The sequence below is a fragment of the Mesorhizobium sp. ISC15 genome (assembly GCF_037162615.1).
Lineage (GTDB): Bacteria > Pseudomonadota > Alphaproteobacteria > Rhizobiales > Rhizobiaceae > Mesorhizobium > Mesorhizobium mediterraneum.
The window spans coordinates 2,079,303-2,095,150 of record NZ_JAVSPX010000001.1; the positions used below are offsets into that span (position 1 = coordinate 2,079,303).

The window sequence follows — 15,848 nt, forward strand, 5'->3', positions numbered from 1 at the left end:
GCCCGTTCGAGGAGTTTTCAAATGTCGTTGCCGCCGCATGAAGCCCTGATCTATCTGATGGTTATCACCTCCGCGTCCGATCGCGACATGACCGATGTCGAATTGGCGCGGATTGGCGACGTCGTCCGCTCGTGGCCGGTGTTCGAGGATTTCGACCACGACCGAGTGGTTGGCGTCGCCCAGGATTGCCAGAAGATGCTGCATGAAAAGGACGGGCTGGAAGGCGTCCTCGCGCGCGTCGCCGAGTCGCTGCCTGAGCGGCTCCACGATACCGCCTATGCCGCCGCTTTCGAGGTCGCGGCCGTCGATCTCGAAATGCGGATGGAAGAGGTGCGGGTGCTGCAGCTCATCCGCCGCCAGCTCGATCTCGATACGCTGACCGTCGCCGCGATCGCCCGTGCCGCCAAGGCCCGCCTTCGCACGCTGACCTGATCCAGGCACTGAAGGGCCAAAAGATGCTGATCGGACCGGATCAGAAAAAGCCGGACCGGATCAGAAAAAAACTGACCGGGCCGGATCAGAAAAAACTGACCGGGAAATAGCGCAGATAGAATTCGGCGAAGATGCCCTTCACCGAAATCTCCTGCAGCGCGTAGTCGAACGCTGCGGCGAGCGCCGGATCGTTGGCCCTGGTGGCGATGGCCATGCCCGAGCCCAGATATTCGGGTGCCAGATAGGGGCCGCCGGCAAAGCGGCAGCAGGCTGCTGCATCCGAACCGCCCAGCCAGAAGGCGAAGCGCATGCCGTCGCCGAAGGCGGCGTCGACCTTGCCGGCCTTGAGGCCATCATAGAGTTCTTCCGGCCGGTCGAAGGGAACGACCTGAACGGTGCCGAAATAATCGCGCAACATCCGCTCATGCGCGGAACCGGCGACCACGCCGACGCGCTTGTCGCGCAGTCTGTCGAAGATCGGTTCCGTCAGCGCCTTTGTCTTCTGCATGATGAAGCGCGCCGGAAACTGCAGGTAGGAACGTGAGAAGGCATATTTCGACCGCGACTCCGGCGTGGCGGCGATGCCGGCAATGATCGCTTCGCCTTCGCCCTTCTGCAGCGCCCCTTCGAGCTCGGCCCAGGGCAGCGCCTGGATTTGGCATTTTTCCGCGATGCCGAGTTCGGCGCAGATGGCGCGCGCCAGATCGACGTGGAAGCCGGACAACCGGCCTGCCCCGTCGAGGAAATTGAAGGGCGGGAAATCGGTGGTGGTCAGGAATCTCAGACGCGGCAGTGCGGAAAGGTCCGGCTTTGGCAGCCGCTCCTTGGCATCCCACAGCACCGGCACTTGCGGCTCCGCGGCACGCGCATTCGTGAGCAACTGTGCCCCCGTCATTACCAGCATCAGGACGATGGATATCCACCGAATTGCCACGATCGGAACTCCGCCCTGTTCTGTCCAGATTGGCTTTTCGTACGAAAATGGTGCAGGCACAACGGTTTTTGATTTCATCACGCCGATTTAGGGATATGGTTTAGCGAGTTTGCAAACGTGTGCGGCGTCGGCTGGAGGGGAGCAAGGCGCTGCAAGCAGAGGAGAGCAGGTTTGTAATCCGGGGTCGATGGCAAAGTGCAGATCAGGCACCGGACCGTTGATCTCAACGCGGAAGGCAACATGGGGTAGATGTTGCGATGGGCCACTTCGATCGCACACTGGAATTCATAGATCAGTTGCAGCACGCCGACACAGCGGCGGCGGTCTGCCAAAAACTGCTTGGCATAACCTCGGAGTTCGGCCTGACGGCACTTATGGCCGGGACGGTTCCGCAGCCAGGCACCCCGCGAGGCCAGCAAAAGGACCATGTGCTGCTCTGTGACTGGCCGGGAGAATGGCTGGAACGCTATGTGGCGCGCAACTATGTTGACCATGACCCCGTCGTCAGTCACATGAAGCAACTGCAGGCGCCGTTTCAGTGGCGGGAAGCGTCTCAGGGCATTCGCATCGACAAGAGCAGTGGCGAGGTGATGGGCGACGCCAGCGAATTCAAACTGCGCGACGGCATGGCCTTCCCGCTGGTCACGCTCGACGGTCAGATCGTTATGGTGTCGCTCGGCGGCGAGGCCGTGGAACTGTCGGGAGCCGAGTTCGGGCAGGTATCGCTGGCAGCGACCTATGCGATCGGCCGCGCCATGCAACTCCACACGATGGCGGCCAAGACCATCGACCACGTCGAACTGACGCCGCGTGAGCGCGAATGCATGCAATGGGCCGCCGTCGGCAAGTCCGAATGGGAGATTTCACAGATTCTCGGCATTTCGGAACACACGTCAGAGAAACACCTTCTTAACGCCAAAAGCAAACTCGGTGCCGTCAACCGGGTGCAGGCGGTCGCGGAAGCGATAAGGCGCGGCTATATTAGCTAGCTCGGCCGTGCCGGCCTAGAAATTCTTGCCTACGTGATCGCGTAATTTTCTCGGGACAGCCCGGCCGTATCTTCCTATTGAACCTAGGAGACGGCAGATGCTTTTTTCCCTTACCACACAGGAACTTATGGAACGTCCCGACCTTTGGGAGGCCGTTCATCGCTTGCGCTACAAGATTTTCGTCGAGGAAATGGGGTGGAGCGATCTGCAGCGCCCCGATGGGCTTGAGATCGATCAGTTCGACCACGACGAGGCGGTGCATCAGCTCGTCATCCGCAACGGCGAGCTTGCCGGTTATCAGCGGATGTTGCCGACAACGCGGGCGCATCTTCTGACCGAGGTGCTGGCGGACCTCTATGAAGGGACGCCACCGTCCGGACCGAACGTTTGGGAGCTGACCCGCTATGCGGTGGCGCCGGGCTTTCGTGACGGCAAGCGCGGCGTATCGACGGTCGGCACCGAGCTCATTGCCGGCTTCGTCGAGTGGGGGCTGAAGCGGAACGTCAATCAAGTGATCATCGAGTTCGAGCCGATGTGGGTCCTGCGGGCGCTGCAATTGCACTTCCTGGCGAAGCCGCTTGGCTACCAGCGCACCTATGGCAACCAGCAGGTCGTCGCCACGCTGCTCACCTTCAACGAGCATACGCTTGAGGTGGTGCGTTCGCGTCGTAGTCATTTCGCGCCGGTGCTGGCCAGGGGATATCCCGACAGGCTCGGAATGAGGCAGGCCTCGTGAGATTGGAGATAGCCATGAACGTCCACACGCAAACGGAGTTCCGCAACCATACGCTGATCGTCACGGTGTCGTCGGATGACGGCCGGCCGGTGCTGGACAGGCGAGCCTATGAAAGCCTGGCCAAGACCTTCCATGAAGCCGCCGTCGACGATGATGTGCGCGTCGTGGTGCTGCGCGGCCTCGCCGGCTGCTTCTGCCTCGGCGGCGACTTTTCCGAGTTCCTCGACGCCACCAAGCATCAACGATTGATCGCCGCCGTCACCGACATGTTCCGCACGCTGGCGACGTTTCCAAAACCGGTCCTTGCCTGTGTCGATGGCGGCGCTGTCGGCGTCGGCTGCACCATCCTGTTCCATTGCGACATGGTGATCGCATCTGATGAAAGCACGTTCCGGGTGCCGTTCGTCGATTTCGGCCTCGTGCCGGACGCGGCGACCAGCATCCTGGCGCCGCAGAAACTCGGTTATGCCGGCGCTTTCCGCTTCTTCTGCCTGGGCGACACGCTCAGTGCCGAGGACGCCAGGATGCTTGGCCTGGTCACGGAGATCGTGGCGGGCGATGTCGAGGAAGCCGCACTTGGCAGAGCCAGGCAACTCGCCAAAAAGCCGGTCGCCGCGCTGCTGCAGACGCGCGACCTGCTCAAGGGCGACACAGGCGCGCTCTGCGATCGCATCGACCAGGAGATTTCGCTGTTTCAGCAGGCTTTGCAGGACGATGCCACGCTGAAGCGACTGCAGCGGATTGCCCGGCTGGCGGCATGAGAAGTCACTCGGGAGAATGACAAGAATGTCCGGAATCGTGCCGCGCGTCTTTGGCGCGCGGCAGTGCTTCAGGCCCGTGTTCCCAGGAACGAAGGCCCTTCCCCGATGATTTTCTTGTCTTCCTTGCCGATGGTGTCGAGGTCGCGGCCCTCATAGGGAAGCGACAACAGGATACGCCGGATGACGGCAAGTCGCGCGCGCCGCTTGTCGTTGGCCCGCACGATGATCCAGGGCGCGAATTCCTCGTGCGTGCGTGCGAACATGAGATCGCGCGCCTTGGTGTAGTCGTCCCATTTGGTGATGCCGGCAATGTCGATCGGCGAGAATTTCCAGCTCTTCAAAGGACTCCAGCGGCGATCGTGAAACCGCTCGAGCTGTGTCTCCCGACCGATGTTCAGCCAGAATTTGAAAAAATGGATGCCCTCGTTGCAGATCATCCGTTCAAAATACGGTGTCTCGTCCAGGAATTTCTCATGCTGCTCCGGCGTGCAGAAGCCCATGACCGGCTCGACGCCGGCGCGATTGTACCAGGAGCGGTCGAAAGTGACGAACTCGCCGGACGTCGGAAAGTGTGCGACATAGCGCTGGAAATACCACTGTCCGAGCTCGGTCGGGGTCGGCTTGGTCAGCGCCACATTGCGTGCGGTTCGAGGATTCAGGTACTGGCGCAGCGCAAAGATCGTGCCGCCCTTGCCGGCGGCATCGCGTCCTTCGAACAGCGACATCACCCGCTTGCCGGTCGATTGCAGCCATGCCTGCGCCTTGACCAGCTCGATCTGCAGCCGCTCGAGCGTCTCGTCGTACTCGTCGCTTTTCATTTTCTTGTCGTAGGGGTAGCCGCCGGCGGTCAGCTTATTGTCCTCGACCCAATTGGGAAGCTTGGGATCCTCGATGTCAAACTCGAGCTCCTTGCCGTCGATCCGTATCTTCAGCGGGCCTGCAACGGGCGCGGTGGCATCTTCCTTGGAGTTTTTCATCGAGACGAACCTTTCCAGCTTCCGGACTCATGCTATTGGGAGCCTAACTGCATCGGCCCGAAAATCGGAATCGATTTTCGGAAAGAACGAGGCAGCAGATTAAAAGTGGCAGAGCGTCCTTTGTGCATCCAATTGGACGCACGGCGCGCGTGAATGGCTGACAATGGCTGACATCGGCACAGAACAGCGAAGCAAGGCGCAAGCCGTCGCCAGTCGGTTGTGGAACAGCCGCTGGCTGCTGGCGGCCGGCATCGTCGCGGTCCTGACGGTCTATGTTTTCGCGGCCGGCTATGTGGTGCTGCTGGCATGTGCGGTGCTGCTGCTTGCCGCCGCGATGCTGCCGGCCGGCGTTGCGCGCCAGTCCGCCGGGGATGCCGCGGCGATCGAGGCGAGCGGGCTGCAACACCTGTCGGGGGAATATCTGGCGGCGGCCGTTGCCGATCCGCTGATCATCTTCGATCGCACCGCCACGATCGTCCATGCCAACGCCGCCGCCTTCGCCGCCTTCGGCGGCATCGCACCGGGCATGTCGCTGTCGCTGAAATTTCGTGCGCCCGAGATGCAGGCCTTGCTGGACAGTATTTTGTCTGGGGCCGCCGCTTCGGATGTCGTCGACTATACCGAAAAGCTGCCGGTCGAACGGGCTTATCGGGTGAGTGCGTCTTCAGTCGGCCACGGCACCGACCTCTATGTGCTGGTTTTCAAGGACCAGAGCGAGGCGCGCCGGATCGACCGGATGCGCGCCGACTTCATCGCCAATGCCAGCCACGAACTGCGCACCCCGCTCGCCTCGATCTCCGGCTTCATCGAGACGCTGCGTGGCCCGGCCCGTAACGACCCGGCGGCGCGCGAGCAGTTCCTGCAGATCATGCAGAACCAGACCGGCCGCATGGCGCGCCTGATCGATGACCTGTTGTCGCTGTCGCGGCTGGAGATGAAACCCTATCTAAAGCCGGGAACCGAGGTCGATCTCCGCCAGACGCTCGACAGCGTCATCGATTCGCTCGGGCCGCTTGCCGGGGAAAACTGCGTTGCCATTGAGCGGGATTTCGAGAAAGGACCGCTCGATGTGCCCGGGGATCGCGACGAACTTTTCCAGGTCTTCGAAAATCTGCTGGAAAACGCCTGCAAATACGGACAATCGGGTGGACGTGTCGTGGTGACGATTGCTCACAGCGATGACGGTCCCGAACCGGGCATCGACGTCACCATCCGGGACTTCGGTCCCGGCATTCCCGAGGAGCACATCCCGCGCATCACCGAGCGCTTCTACCGCGTCGATGTCGAAAACAGCCGGACCCAGAAAGGCACCGGCCTTGGCCTCTCGATCGTCAAACATATCCTGACGCGCCACAACGCCAGACTCTCGATCAAGTCCGAGGTCGGCAAGGGCGCAGCCTTCTCGGTTCATTTGCCGGCGCATTAGCGCCGCACTACGTATTAAAGGGCTTTTTCTTTTTTCTGTCATCCGGCTAGCGTATCAGCGGGGATTCGGGGAAACGACTCACTCTGGAAGGCATTTCCATGCAGTCCGTGCACATCGTAAGCGCCTATGACGAGGAGCTGAAATATCTGTCAAAGCGCATCGCCGCGATGGGCGGGCATGCCGAACGTATGGTCGAACAGGCGATTGCGGCGCTGGTCAACGCCGACCCCGGCCTTGCCCAGAAGGTCATCCGTGATGATCTCGTTCTGGACGAAGGGCAGCGCGAGATCGACGACAAGGCGATCGTCATCATTGCCAAGCGCCAGCCGATGGCGACGGATTTGCGCGAGATCGTCGGCGCGATCCGCATCTCGGCGGATCTCGAACGGGTCGGCGACCTCGGCAAGAATGTCGCCAAGCGCGTGGTTGCCGTCACAGAAGGACGCCAGCCGACCAGCCTGTTCCGCGGCATCGAGGCGTTGGCCGACCTAGCGTTGACGCAGCTCAAGGAAGTGCTCGACGTCTACGCGTCGCGCTCGGTGGAAAAGATCGTCTTCGTGCGTGATCGCGACGATCAGATCGACGCCGTGTACACCTCGCTGTTTCGCGAATTGCTGACCTACATGATGGAAGATCCGCGCAACATCACGCCTTGCACGCACCTGCTGTTTTGCGCCAAGAACATCGAGCGGATCGGCGACCACGCCACCAATATCGCCGAGACGATCTACTACATCGTCACCGGCGATCAGATGCCGGCCGAGCGGCCGAAGGGCGACAAGACAGACAAGATTGTTCTCCCGGGAGCGCTACCCGCGAAATGAACCGCCAAAGCGAGAAGATCCCGTCTGAACTCATCTCGCTCGGCCTCTCGAACGCTTTATGAAACTGCGCTAAACTATCCGGACGTTAAGCTTCTCAGTTCCCTAGTGAAGGCCATGCTTTCAGGAGGCTGCGATGGAATATGTTCGGGAGTTCATGCCTGCGCCGCCGACGTCCAGCATTATCGCTTCCGGCGTCTACACGGCCGGCCGGCGTATCGCCGACATTCCGATCGAGGAAGCTGGCGAATGGGCAAAGAAGCCAGGCCATGTCGTCTGGATCGGCCTGCTGGAGCCCGACCGCAACCTGTTGCTTCGCGTCCAGGCGCAATTCCATCTGCATGATCTGGCGATCGAGGACGCGGAGCATCCGCATCAGCGGCCCAAGATCGAGCAATATGGCGACGCCTTGTTCATCGTTGCCCGCACGGCTCAATTGATCGACGGTCGTGTCACCTTCGGCGAAACCCATCTGTTCGTCGGTGCCGGCTACATCGTCAGCGTCAGGCACGGTCCATCAACCTCTTATGCCGCCGTTCGTCAGCACTGGGAAAGCTGCCCGCATTCGCTGGCCAAGGGCGAGGATTTCGTCCTCTATGCCATTCTCGATTTCATCGTCGATAACTACATGCCGGTGCTCGAGCAGATCGAGGATGAGGTCGAGGCGATCGAGGACAAGGTTCTGCTGAAACCTATGGCCGGCTCCGACATATAACGGCTTTACATGCTGCGCCGCGACCTGTTGCGCCTGCGCAATGCGGCACTGCCGCTGGTGGAAGTCTGCCGCCGGCTGACCAGCGCCGACCTGCCGCAGATCCATGCGGCCATGCACCCGCTGTTCCGCGACGTCACGGACCACATCCGCACCGTCCAGGAGAAGATCGACAGCTTGCGGGAGGTTCTCGCCTTTGCCTTCGAGGCGAGCCTTCTGGTTGGTCAGAGCCAGGAAACGGCGATCACCAAGAAGCTTGCCTCATGGGCTGCCATCCTGGCGGTGCCGACGGCGCTCGCCGGCATCTACGGCATGAATTTCAACGACATGCCGGAACTGAGGATGGAATATGGCTATCCGATCGTGCTGGGAGCGATTGTTTTGGTCTGCTCGGTTCTCTACTGGCGCTTCCGCAAGAGCGGCTGGCTGTGAAAGAGAGCGAATAGGAAATAGCGAGTAGCGAATAGGTGAAAATGAAGCTGCTTCCTCGCGGAGGCTCAATCCGTTTCTATTCGCTATTCGCTATTCGCTCAGCGACTGCGGCGCCGCTCCGAGGCCGGCTGGAACGCTATGCGGGAGTGATACTTGCAATAGGGTCCGGTTTCGGCCGCGTCGTTGCCGCAGAAATGGAATTCTTCCGAAAGCGGATCGCCATTCGGCCATTTACATGTACGCTCGGTCAACTCGACGAGTTGCAGATGCCGCGAGATCGGCACAACGACGTTCTCGACCGGACGGACGTAATGACGCGTCATCGGTACGGCGTCGAATTGCGCCTGCAGCGCGGTCGCGCCGATCGACGTGGTGATATGCCGCGCTGTGCTTGCCGCCCGCGACACCGATTTCTGGACGGTTGATCCCTGCACGCTCTTCTTCTGGCGTGCCGGCGTGGCGGTCGAGCGTCCGCGGCCCGACAGTTTCAGCCGATGCACCTTGCCGATGACAGCATTGCGGCTGACACCCCCGAGCTGTGCGGCGATCTGGCTGGCGCTCAGTCCCTCCGACCACAATTTTCTAAGAAGTTCGACCCGCTCGTCAGTCCAATTCATGAGACCGCGCTCCTGCTGAAATGTGCGGCGATCGGAATCCTTCCACGATCCGGCTTTCGCCGGGCAGACACCACATATATCGGGTGATTAGGTCCGCCGCACGAAATCTAGTTATTTCTCGACTACAATTACCTTATGCGCTGACTCGGTGACAAGAGTCCGAGGGCCAACACGAATCGGTTTTTTCGGTTTTCCCCAACTTGCCCGGTCGCTTATGAGCCGGCGCCTCGCTGGAGGGCTTGCCGCGCGTCATTGCGCGACGTTTTCGTTGACTTCATGGCCGAAAAACACGATAAGCCGCAAAGGCCGCCGCTTTGGCGGCTTTTTTGATTTTCCGGTACCGGAGACGCATATAATGAGCGGTTCGGCGCTTTTCGAGACCTTTACCCGCGCACCCCTGGCCTTCGACCATGGGGAAGGCACTTGGCTGGTCACCGACAAGGGCGAGCGATATCTCGATTTTGGCGGCGGCGTCGCCGTGAATTCGCTTGGGCACAGCCATCCGCATCTGGTCTCGGCACTCACCGAGCAGGCGGCTAAGGTCTGGCATGTCTCCAACCTCTACGAGATTCCGGGGCAGAGCCGTCTGGGCGAGCGGTTGGCCGACGCCACCTTCGCCGACAAGGTGTTCTTCACCAATTCCGGCGCCGAGGCGCTGGAATGCGCCATCAAGACGGCTCGGCGCTACCACTTCGTCAAGGGCCATCCCGAGCGCTTTCGCATCATCACCTTCGAAGGCGCCTTTCATGGCCGCACGCTGGCGACCATCGCCGCCGGCGGCCAGTATAAATACTTGGAAGGTTTCGGACCCAAGGTCGAAGGCTTCGACCAGGTCGGCTTCGACGACATCGACGCCGCCGAAAAGGCGATCACATCAGAGACCGCCGCGATCCTGATCGAGCCGGTGCAGGGCGAGGGTGGCATCCGCCCGGTGCCGACGCAGTCGCTGAAACGGCTGAGGCAGCTCTGCGAGCAGCATGGCCTGCTCCTGATCTTCGACGAGGTCCAGTGCGGCATCGGCCGCACCGGTAAGCTGTTCGCGCATGAATGGGCTGGCGTCACGCCCGACATCATGGCGGTCGCCAAGGGCATCGGCGGCGGCTTCCCGATGGGCGCCTGCCTCGCCACCGACGAGGCGGCCGTCGGCATGACGGCCGGCGTGCACGGCACCACTTTCGGCGGCAACCCGCTGGCGATGGCGGTCGGCAACGCCGTGCTCGACGTGGTGCTGGAAGACGGCTTCCTGGAGGATGTCCAGCGCAAGGCGTTGCTGCTGAAGCAGGGGCTGGCGAGTGTCGCCGACGAATTTCCTGATATCATCGAAGACATCAGAGGCACCGGCCTGATGCTCGGCTTGAAATGCGCCGCACCCAACACCAAGGTGAACATGGCGTTGCGCGACCAGCATCTGCTGGCGGTTCCGGCCGGCGATAACGTCCTTCGCCTGCTGCCGCCGCTCACCGTCACCGATGCCGAGATCCACGAGGCGCTCGACCGCATCCGCGCCGGCGCCCGGGGCCTGGCCGACGCCATCGCCGCGGCTGCCGCGAAGTAACAGTCGAAAGACCCCAAATGAGCCTTCGCCATTTCACCGATCTTTCCGCCGTTTCTGAGGGCGATCTGCGCTTCATGCTGGACGATGCCGTCGTGCGAAAGGCAAGGCTCAAGGCCGGCGAGCGGACGAAACCGCTCGAAGGCAAGGTGCTGGCGATGATCTTCGACAAGCCGTCGACGCGCACGCGCGTGTCCTTCGACGTCGGCATGCGCCAGCTCGGCGGCGAGACCATCATGCTGACCGGCACCGAGATGCAGCTCGGCCGCTCCGAAACCATCGCCGACACGGCCAAGGTGCTGTCGCGCTATGTCGATGCGATCATGATCCGCACCACATCGCATGACCGGCTGCTGGAGCTGACCGAGAACGCCACCGTTCCCGTCATCAACGGGCTGACCGACGATACCCATCCCTGCCAGCTGATGGCCGACATCATGACCTTCGAGGAACATCGCGGTCCGGTCGCCGGCAAGACCATCGCGTGGACCGGAGACGGCAACAACGTGCTGCATTCGCTTCTGGAAGCCTCGGCGCGGTTCCGCTTCAACCTCAACGTTGCCGTGCCGGAAGGCAGCGAGCCGGCGCAGAAGCATGTCGACTGGTCGACGGCGCATGGCGGCAAGTTGAATTTCACCCGCTCGCCCGAGGAGGCGGTCCACGAGGCCGACTGCGTCGTCACCGACTGCTGGGTGTCGATGGGCCAGGAGCACCGTGCCCGCGGCCACAATGTCTTCTCACCCTATCAGGTCAACGCGGCGCTGATGGCGAAGGCAAAGCCCGACGCATTGTTCATGCACTGCCTGCCGGCGCATCGCGGCGAGGAGGTCACCGACGAGGTCATCGACGGGCCGCATTCGGTGGTGTTCGACGAGGCCGAGAACCGGCTCCACGCCCAGAAGGCGGTTCTGGCCTGGTGCCTCGGCGCTTGATCCGGGCCACCTTGATCCGGGCCACCTTGATCCGGCCCACCTTGATCCGGCCCACCTTGATCCGGCCCACCTTGATCCGGCCCACCTTGATCCGGCAATGTGTGGTGCCTATCTCAGGCGCATCACGCAAATCGAGCGCGTTTCGACGCATGCGCCCCGGAGGGCGGCATGGCCGCGCCCCGGAGCTTTGTTATGTTGGAAACTCATCAATTGGCTGAACATCAACCCAAACTCGGCGAGTTCGGCTATGCCGGCGACGATCATGTCGTGCCCTTCGAGGTCGGCCCGCTCGACGTGCGTGGCCGCACCGTCCAGCTCGGGCCGATGCTCGACGCGATCCTCAGCCGTCATGACTATCCCGAGCCGGTCGCCCGCCTGCTGGCGGAAGCCTGCGTGCTGACGGTGCTGCTCGGCACCTCGCTCAAATTCGAGGGCAAGTTCATCCTGCAGACCCGCACCGACGGGCCGGTCGACATGCTGGTTGCGGATTTTTCCACGCCGCAGGCTCTGCGCGCCTATGCGCGCTTTGATGCCGACCGGCTGGAAGCGCTGACGTCTGCCGGCGAGACCTCGCAGCAGACGCTGCTCGGCAGCGGTGTCCTGGCCCTGACCATCGACCAGGGCGCCCACACGCAACGCTATCAGGGCATCGTCCAGCTCGACGGCGAGACGCTGGAGGAGGCCGCGCGCACCTATTTCCGTCAGTCGGAGCAGATCCCGACCGATCTCAGGCTCTCGGTGGCCAAGCTGTTGACGCCCGGCGTCGGCGGTGCCCGCGAGCAATGGCGTGCCGGTGGCATTCTGGCGCAATTCCTGCCGCAATCGCCCGAACGCATGCGCGTGCCCGACCTTCCGGGCGGCGACGGCGATCCGCGTGAGGAGATCCACGATCCGGCCGACAATTCCTGGCAGGAACTGCTGGCGTTGCTTGGAACGATCGAGCCGACGGAGTTGATCGATCCGACGATCGGCGCCGAGCGCTTGCTTTACCGGCTGTTCCACGAGCACGGCGTCCATGTCTTCGGCGGCGTGCCGGTCGCCGACCAGTGCTCATGCTCCAAGGAGAAGATCCGCGGCATCCTCGAAGGCTTCTCCGCCGACGAGATCAGGGACAGCACCGAGGATGGCGGCATTCACGTCGCCTGCGAATTCTGCTCGAAGCAATATGACTTCGATCCGGCGGAGTTCGGCTCGGCACAGTAAAGTGGATAGCGTTGGCGCTGCCCCTCACCCTCACCCTCACCCTCTCCCCATAAGGACGGGGAGAGGGGGGCGCTGGAGCTTGTCCCTTCTCCCCGTCCTTTACGGGGAGAAGGTGCCGGCAGGCGGATGAGGGGCGGCGCGAACGGCCGATGCTTTCTCTCTCAGTTCACCGTCCGCCGTGTGCCCGGCAAGTCGAGCGAAAAGGCGGGGATGGCGATATCAAACGTCTCGCCCCGCTTGTTGCGCATCGTGTAGTGGCCGACCATGATGCCGGACGGCGTCGAGAGCGGGCAGCCGGATGTATATTGATAACTGTCGCCGGGGTTGAGTTCGGGCTGGTCGCCGACAACACCGGCGCCGCGCACTTCCTCGACCCGGCCGGTGCCGTCGGTGATGTGCCAGTAGCGTGACAGAAGCTGCACGAATTCATCCGACTGATTGTCGATGGTGACCTGGTAGCCCCAGACATAGCGGTTCTCCGACGGATCGGAGCGATCCTCCAGATAGAACGGCCTGACCTGTACTTCGATGTTGCGCGTAACGGCGCTGTACATAGACTACTCCACAATATGTAGACGGAACTTTCGACGCTCTCCGTGGTTTGGTCAACCGGGTGCTTTCTGGCGTTGTCCGATTCCTTTGAGCGCAGCTGCCGAAGAACAATGTCATTTAAGTGACACATGACAATGATGGTGTGCAGGGCCGGGCGACTCAGCATTCTGTCGAACTGTTGAAAACGGCTTCCATGCGGCCGGTTTTTCTGGAGTGACCAGATATCGATGGAACTGACAGTCACAGCCGCCTTGCTTTCCACAGCTCTGCTCCTTGTCAATCTCGCCAGCATCCTGCTCGCTTCGTTGAAGCTGAAGCGGCCTGGCAGGATCGCGCCGCCAGCCGGCAAGGCGCCTGCGGTGTCGATCGTCGTGCCGTCGCGCGGCGTCGAGCCGTTTGCTGAGGAAACGCTTGAGCGCGTCTTCTCGCTCGACTGGCCGCGCTATGAGCTCATCTTCTGCGTCGCCCATGCCGAGGACCCGGTGGTCAGGCCGATCACCGATGCGATCGCCCGCTTTCCGGCCGTGCCGGCCCGGCTGCTCGTCGGCGACGACCGCATCAGCGGCAATCCGAAACTCAACAATTGTGTGAAGGGCTGGGAGGCCGCGCGCCACCGCTGGGTCATCCTTGCCGATTCCAACGTCCTGATGCCGAGGGACTATGTCCAGCATCTGATGGCGACGTGGCGGCCCGACACCGGCCTTGTCTGCTCGACGCCGATCGGCTCGCGGCCGGACGGGTTCTGGGCGGAGGTCGAATGCGCATTCCTCAACACGCTACAGGCGCGCTGGCAATATGCCGGCGAGGCGATCGGCCTCGGTTTTGCCCAGGGCAAGAGCATGTTGTGGGACAAGCCCATGCTCGACGCCAATGGCGGCATCCGTGCGCTTGCCGCCGAGATCGCCGAGGACGCCGCCGCGACCAAGCTGGTCAACGGGCTCGGACTGCGCGTCAATCTCGTCGCCTCGCCCTTTGAGCAGCCGCTCGGTTTGCGCACTCTCGGCGAAATCTGGTCGCGCCAGGCCCGCTGGGCACGCCTGCGCCGCGTCACCTTCCCCCTGTTCTTCGCGCCCGAGATACTGATCGGCGCGGCGATGCCGCTGGCGCTTGCGCTGATTGCGGCGGCCAGCGCCGGCTTCAGCCTGTCGGCAACCGCCATCGCCGTGCTGGTAGTCGCGTATTTGCCGGAATGCGCTCTCGCCTCGGCTGAGGGCTGGCACCTGTCGCTGCGCATGATCCCGGCGATGGTTGCGCGGGACGTGATGCTTCCCGCCATTTGGGCGCGCGGCTGGCTCAGCGGTGCCGTCGACTGGCGCGGCAACACGATGACCATCCACACCAGCGCCGCTGCGGAATTGGAAGAGACCCCGTCGGGCGCCTGACAGCGCCTGCTTTTGACGATGCGAGCAAAGCCGCTCCAGTGCGTATCCCTATCTGGCGGCTTTCAATGCCTGCTCGATGTCTTCGAGCAGGTCGTCGGCGTCCTCCAGGCCGACAGACAGCCTGAGCGTGCCTGGCCCGATGCCGAGTTCGGCGCGCGCCTCGTCGCTCAGATTCTTGTGCGTCGTCGTCGCCGGGTGAGTGATCAGGCTCTTGGCGTCGCCGAGATTGTTGGAGATCAGCACGATATCGAGCGCGTTCTGGAAGGCGAAGGCCGCCTGCTTGCCGCCCTTGACGTCGAGGCAGATCAGCGTCGAGCCGCCCGACATCTGCTTTTTGACGATCGCCGCCTGCGGGTGGTCGGCGCGGCCCGGATAGATGACACGGGCAATCTCTGATCGCTCGGCAAGGAAATCTGCGATCCGGCCGGCACTTTCCGTCTGCTGGCGCACGCGCAGCGGCAGCGTCTCCAGGCCCTTCAGCAGCGTCCAGGCGTTGAAGGGCGACAGGCTCGGACCGGTGTGGCGGAAATAGTCGTGCAGGTTCTCATCGATCCACTTCTTGTCCGACAGGATGACGCCGCCGAGGCAGCGGCCCTGGCCGTCGATGTGCTTGGTCGCCGAATAGACGACGATATGGGCGCCGAGCTGCAAGGGCTTCTGCTGCAACGGCGTGGCAAAGACATTGTCGACGATCAGCCGCGCGCCGATCGAATTGGCAAGCGAGGCAACGGCTGCGATGTCGACGACTTCCAGCGTCGGATTGGTTGGGCTTTCAAGAAAGAACAGCTTGGTGTTCGGCCTGACCGCCTTTTCCCAATTGGCGATTTCGGTGCCGTCGACCAGCGTCGCCTCGATGCCGTATTTCGGCGCCAGCGTCTCGACCACCCAGCGGCAGGAGCCAAACAGCGCGCGCGCCGCCACGATATGATCGCCGGCCTTGGCGCTGCACAAAAGTGCTGCGGTGACCGCCGCCATGCCGGATGCTGTGGCGCGTGCATCTTCGGCACCTTCCAGTGCGCACATGCGCTTCTCGAACATGTCGACCGTCGGGTTGGCATAGCGCGAATAGATGAAGCCCGGTTCCTCGCCCTTGAAGCGCGCTTCCGCCGCCTGCGCGGTGTCGTAGACATAGCCCTGGGTGAGGTACATCGCCTCGGAGGTCTCGCCGAAGCCGGAACGCAAGGTCCCGCTATGCACGAGTGCTGTCTGAGGTTTCCAGTTGCGCTTCTTGCTTGTCATCACTTTTGTTCCAGACACAAAAAAACCGGTCGCGAAAGTCGCAACCGGTCCATACGGCCTTGCGGCCCGACGGTCCTTTAGCGACTTGTTTAACGTGGCTGCAAGCCGACCGGCCAAATCACCACGGGATAACGACCCTTTAGACCCGCGC

At 62.3% G+C, this 15,848-nt stretch carries 15 protein-coding genes, 1 pseudogene and 1 riboswitch; of the genes and pseudogenes, 11 read left to right on the forward strand and 5 right to left on the reverse strand.

Translation table 11 applies throughout. The features are described from left to right. The first annotated feature begins 21 nt into the window (after positions 1–21). The gene (locus tag RPG13_RS10145) at positions 22–432 is read left to right on the forward strand and encodes a tellurite resistance TerB family protein (protein ID WP_126103707.1); all 411 of its coding nucleotides are present in this window, start codon (positions 22–24) and stop codon (positions 430–432) included. An 85-nt stretch (positions 433–517) separates the two neighbouring features. On the opposite strand, the gene RPG13_RS10150 is transcribed toward RPG13_RS10145, so the two are convergent. Continuing rightward, the gene (locus RPG13_RS10150; protein WP_442921334.1) at positions 518–1,366 is read right to left on the reverse strand and encodes a transporter substrate-binding domain-containing protein; all 849 of its coding nucleotides are present in this window, start codon (positions 1,364–1,366) and stop codon (positions 518–520) included. A 257-nt stretch (positions 1,367–1,623) separates the two neighbouring features. Between RPG13_RS10150 and RPG13_RS10155 the strand changes: the two genes are divergently transcribed. From RPG13_RS10155 to RPG13_RS10165, 3 genes are all read left to right on the forward strand, one after another. Then, complete coding sequence (locus RPG13_RS10155; protein ID WP_095487979.1) at positions 1,624–2,355, forward strand: helix-turn-helix transcriptional regulator; 732 nt, start codon at positions 1,624–1,626, stop codon at positions 2,353–2,355. A gap of 97 nt (positions 2,356–2,452) precedes the next feature. Further along, entirely contained in the window at positions 2,453–3,091 is a 639-nt protein-coding gene (locus RPG13_RS10160) for an acyl-homoserine-lactone synthase (protein ID WP_095487981.1), read from the forward strand. Positions 3,092–3,105: 14 nt separating this feature from the next. Continuing rightward, a complete protein-coding gene (locus RPG13_RS10165; RefSeq protein ID WP_126103706.1) occupies positions 3,106–3,852 on the forward strand; it encodes an enoyl-CoA hydratase-related protein in 747 nt (248 codons plus the stop codon). Between the two features lie 68 nt (positions 3,853–3,920). Here RPG13_RS10165 and ppk2 read toward each other — a convergent pair whose 3' ends face one another. Further along, positions 3,921–4,829 carry a polyphosphate kinase 2 gene (gene ppk2 / locus RPG13_RS10170; protein WP_292623472.1) on the reverse strand — a complete coding sequence of 303 codons (909 nt, stop codon included), beginning with the start codon at positions 4,827–4,829 and terminating at the stop codon, positions 3,921–3,923. A 163-nt stretch (positions 4,830–4,992) separates the two neighbouring features. On the opposite strand from ppk2, the gene RPG13_RS10175 reads away from it, so the two are divergent. From RPG13_RS10175 to RPG13_RS10185, 3 genes and pseudogenes are all read left to right on the forward strand, one after another. Beyond that, a complete protein-coding gene (locus RPG13_RS10175) occupies positions 4,993–6,255 on the forward strand; it encodes an ATP-binding protein (protein ID WP_337124975.1) in 1,263 nt (420 codons plus the stop codon). Positions 6,256–6,353: 98 nt separating this feature from the next. Further along, complete coding sequence (phoU, locus tag RPG13_RS10180; RefSeq protein ID WP_095487987.1) at positions 6,354–7,079, forward strand: phosphate signaling complex protein PhoU; 726 nt, start codon at positions 6,354–6,356, stop codon at positions 7,077–7,079. Positions 7,080–7,212: 133 nt separating this feature from the next. Beyond that, a pseudogene (locus RPG13_RS10185) lies at positions 7,213–8,220 on the forward strand (magnesium and cobalt transport protein CorA). Positions 8,221–8,318: 98 nt separating this feature from the next. Here the strand turns inward: RPG13_RS10185 and RPG13_RS10190 are convergent. Then, positions 8,319–8,837 (reverse strand): GcrA family cell cycle regulator, encoded by a 519-nt coding sequence (locus RPG13_RS10190; protein WP_095487991.1) that lies wholly within the window; start codon positions 8,835–8,837, stop codon positions 8,319–8,321. 355 nt (positions 8,838–9,192) lie between these two features. On the opposite strand from RPG13_RS10190, the gene RPG13_RS10195 reads away from it, so the two are divergent. From RPG13_RS10195 to RPG13_RS10205, 3 genes are all read left to right on the forward strand, one after another. Continuing rightward, entirely contained in the window at positions 9,193–10,392 is a 1,200-nt protein-coding gene (locus RPG13_RS10195) for an aspartate aminotransferase family protein (protein ID WP_126103702.1), read from the forward strand. Positions 10,393–10,409: 17 nt separating this feature from the next. Then, positions 10,410–11,321, forward strand: a complete 912-nt coding sequence (gene argF, locus RPG13_RS10200; protein ID WP_095487993.1) for an ornithine carbamoyltransferase — start codon at positions 10,410–10,412, stop codon at positions 11,319–11,321. Positions 11,322–11,489: 168 nt separating this feature from the next. Further along, on the forward strand, positions 11,490–12,524 hold the full coding sequence (locus RPG13_RS10205) for an Hsp33 family molecular chaperone (RefSeq protein ID WP_126103701.1): 1,035 nt from the start codon (positions 11,490–11,492) through the stop codon (positions 12,522–12,524). Positions 12,525–12,685: 161 nt separating this feature from the next. On the opposite strand, the gene apaG is transcribed toward RPG13_RS10205, so the two are convergent. Beyond that, positions 12,686–13,078, reverse strand: coding sequence for a Co2+/Mg2+ efflux protein ApaG (gene apaG / locus RPG13_RS10210; protein WP_095487997.1), 393 nt, complete (start codon positions 13,076–13,078; stop codon positions 12,686–12,688). A gap of 225 nt (positions 13,079–13,303) precedes the next feature. Here apaG and RPG13_RS10215 point away from each other — a divergent pair, with 225 nt between their 5' ends. Continuing rightward, positions 13,304–14,458, forward strand: coding sequence for a ceramide glucosyltransferase (locus RPG13_RS10215; RefSeq protein ID WP_337124976.1), 1,155 nt, complete (start codon positions 13,304–13,306; stop codon positions 14,456–14,458). A 48-nt stretch (positions 14,459–14,506) separates the two neighbouring features. On the opposite strand, the gene RPG13_RS10220 is transcribed toward RPG13_RS10215, so the two are convergent. Next, positions 14,507–15,697 (reverse strand): O-succinylhomoserine sulfhydrylase, encoded by a 1,191-nt coding sequence (locus RPG13_RS10220; RefSeq protein WP_126103699.1) that lies wholly within the window; start codon positions 15,695–15,697, stop codon positions 14,507–14,509. Between the two features lie 57 nt (positions 15,698–15,754). After that, a riboswitch (SAM riboswitch) is annotated at positions 15,755–15,832 on the reverse strand. Between the last annotated feature and the right edge of the window lie 16 nt (positions 15,833–15,848).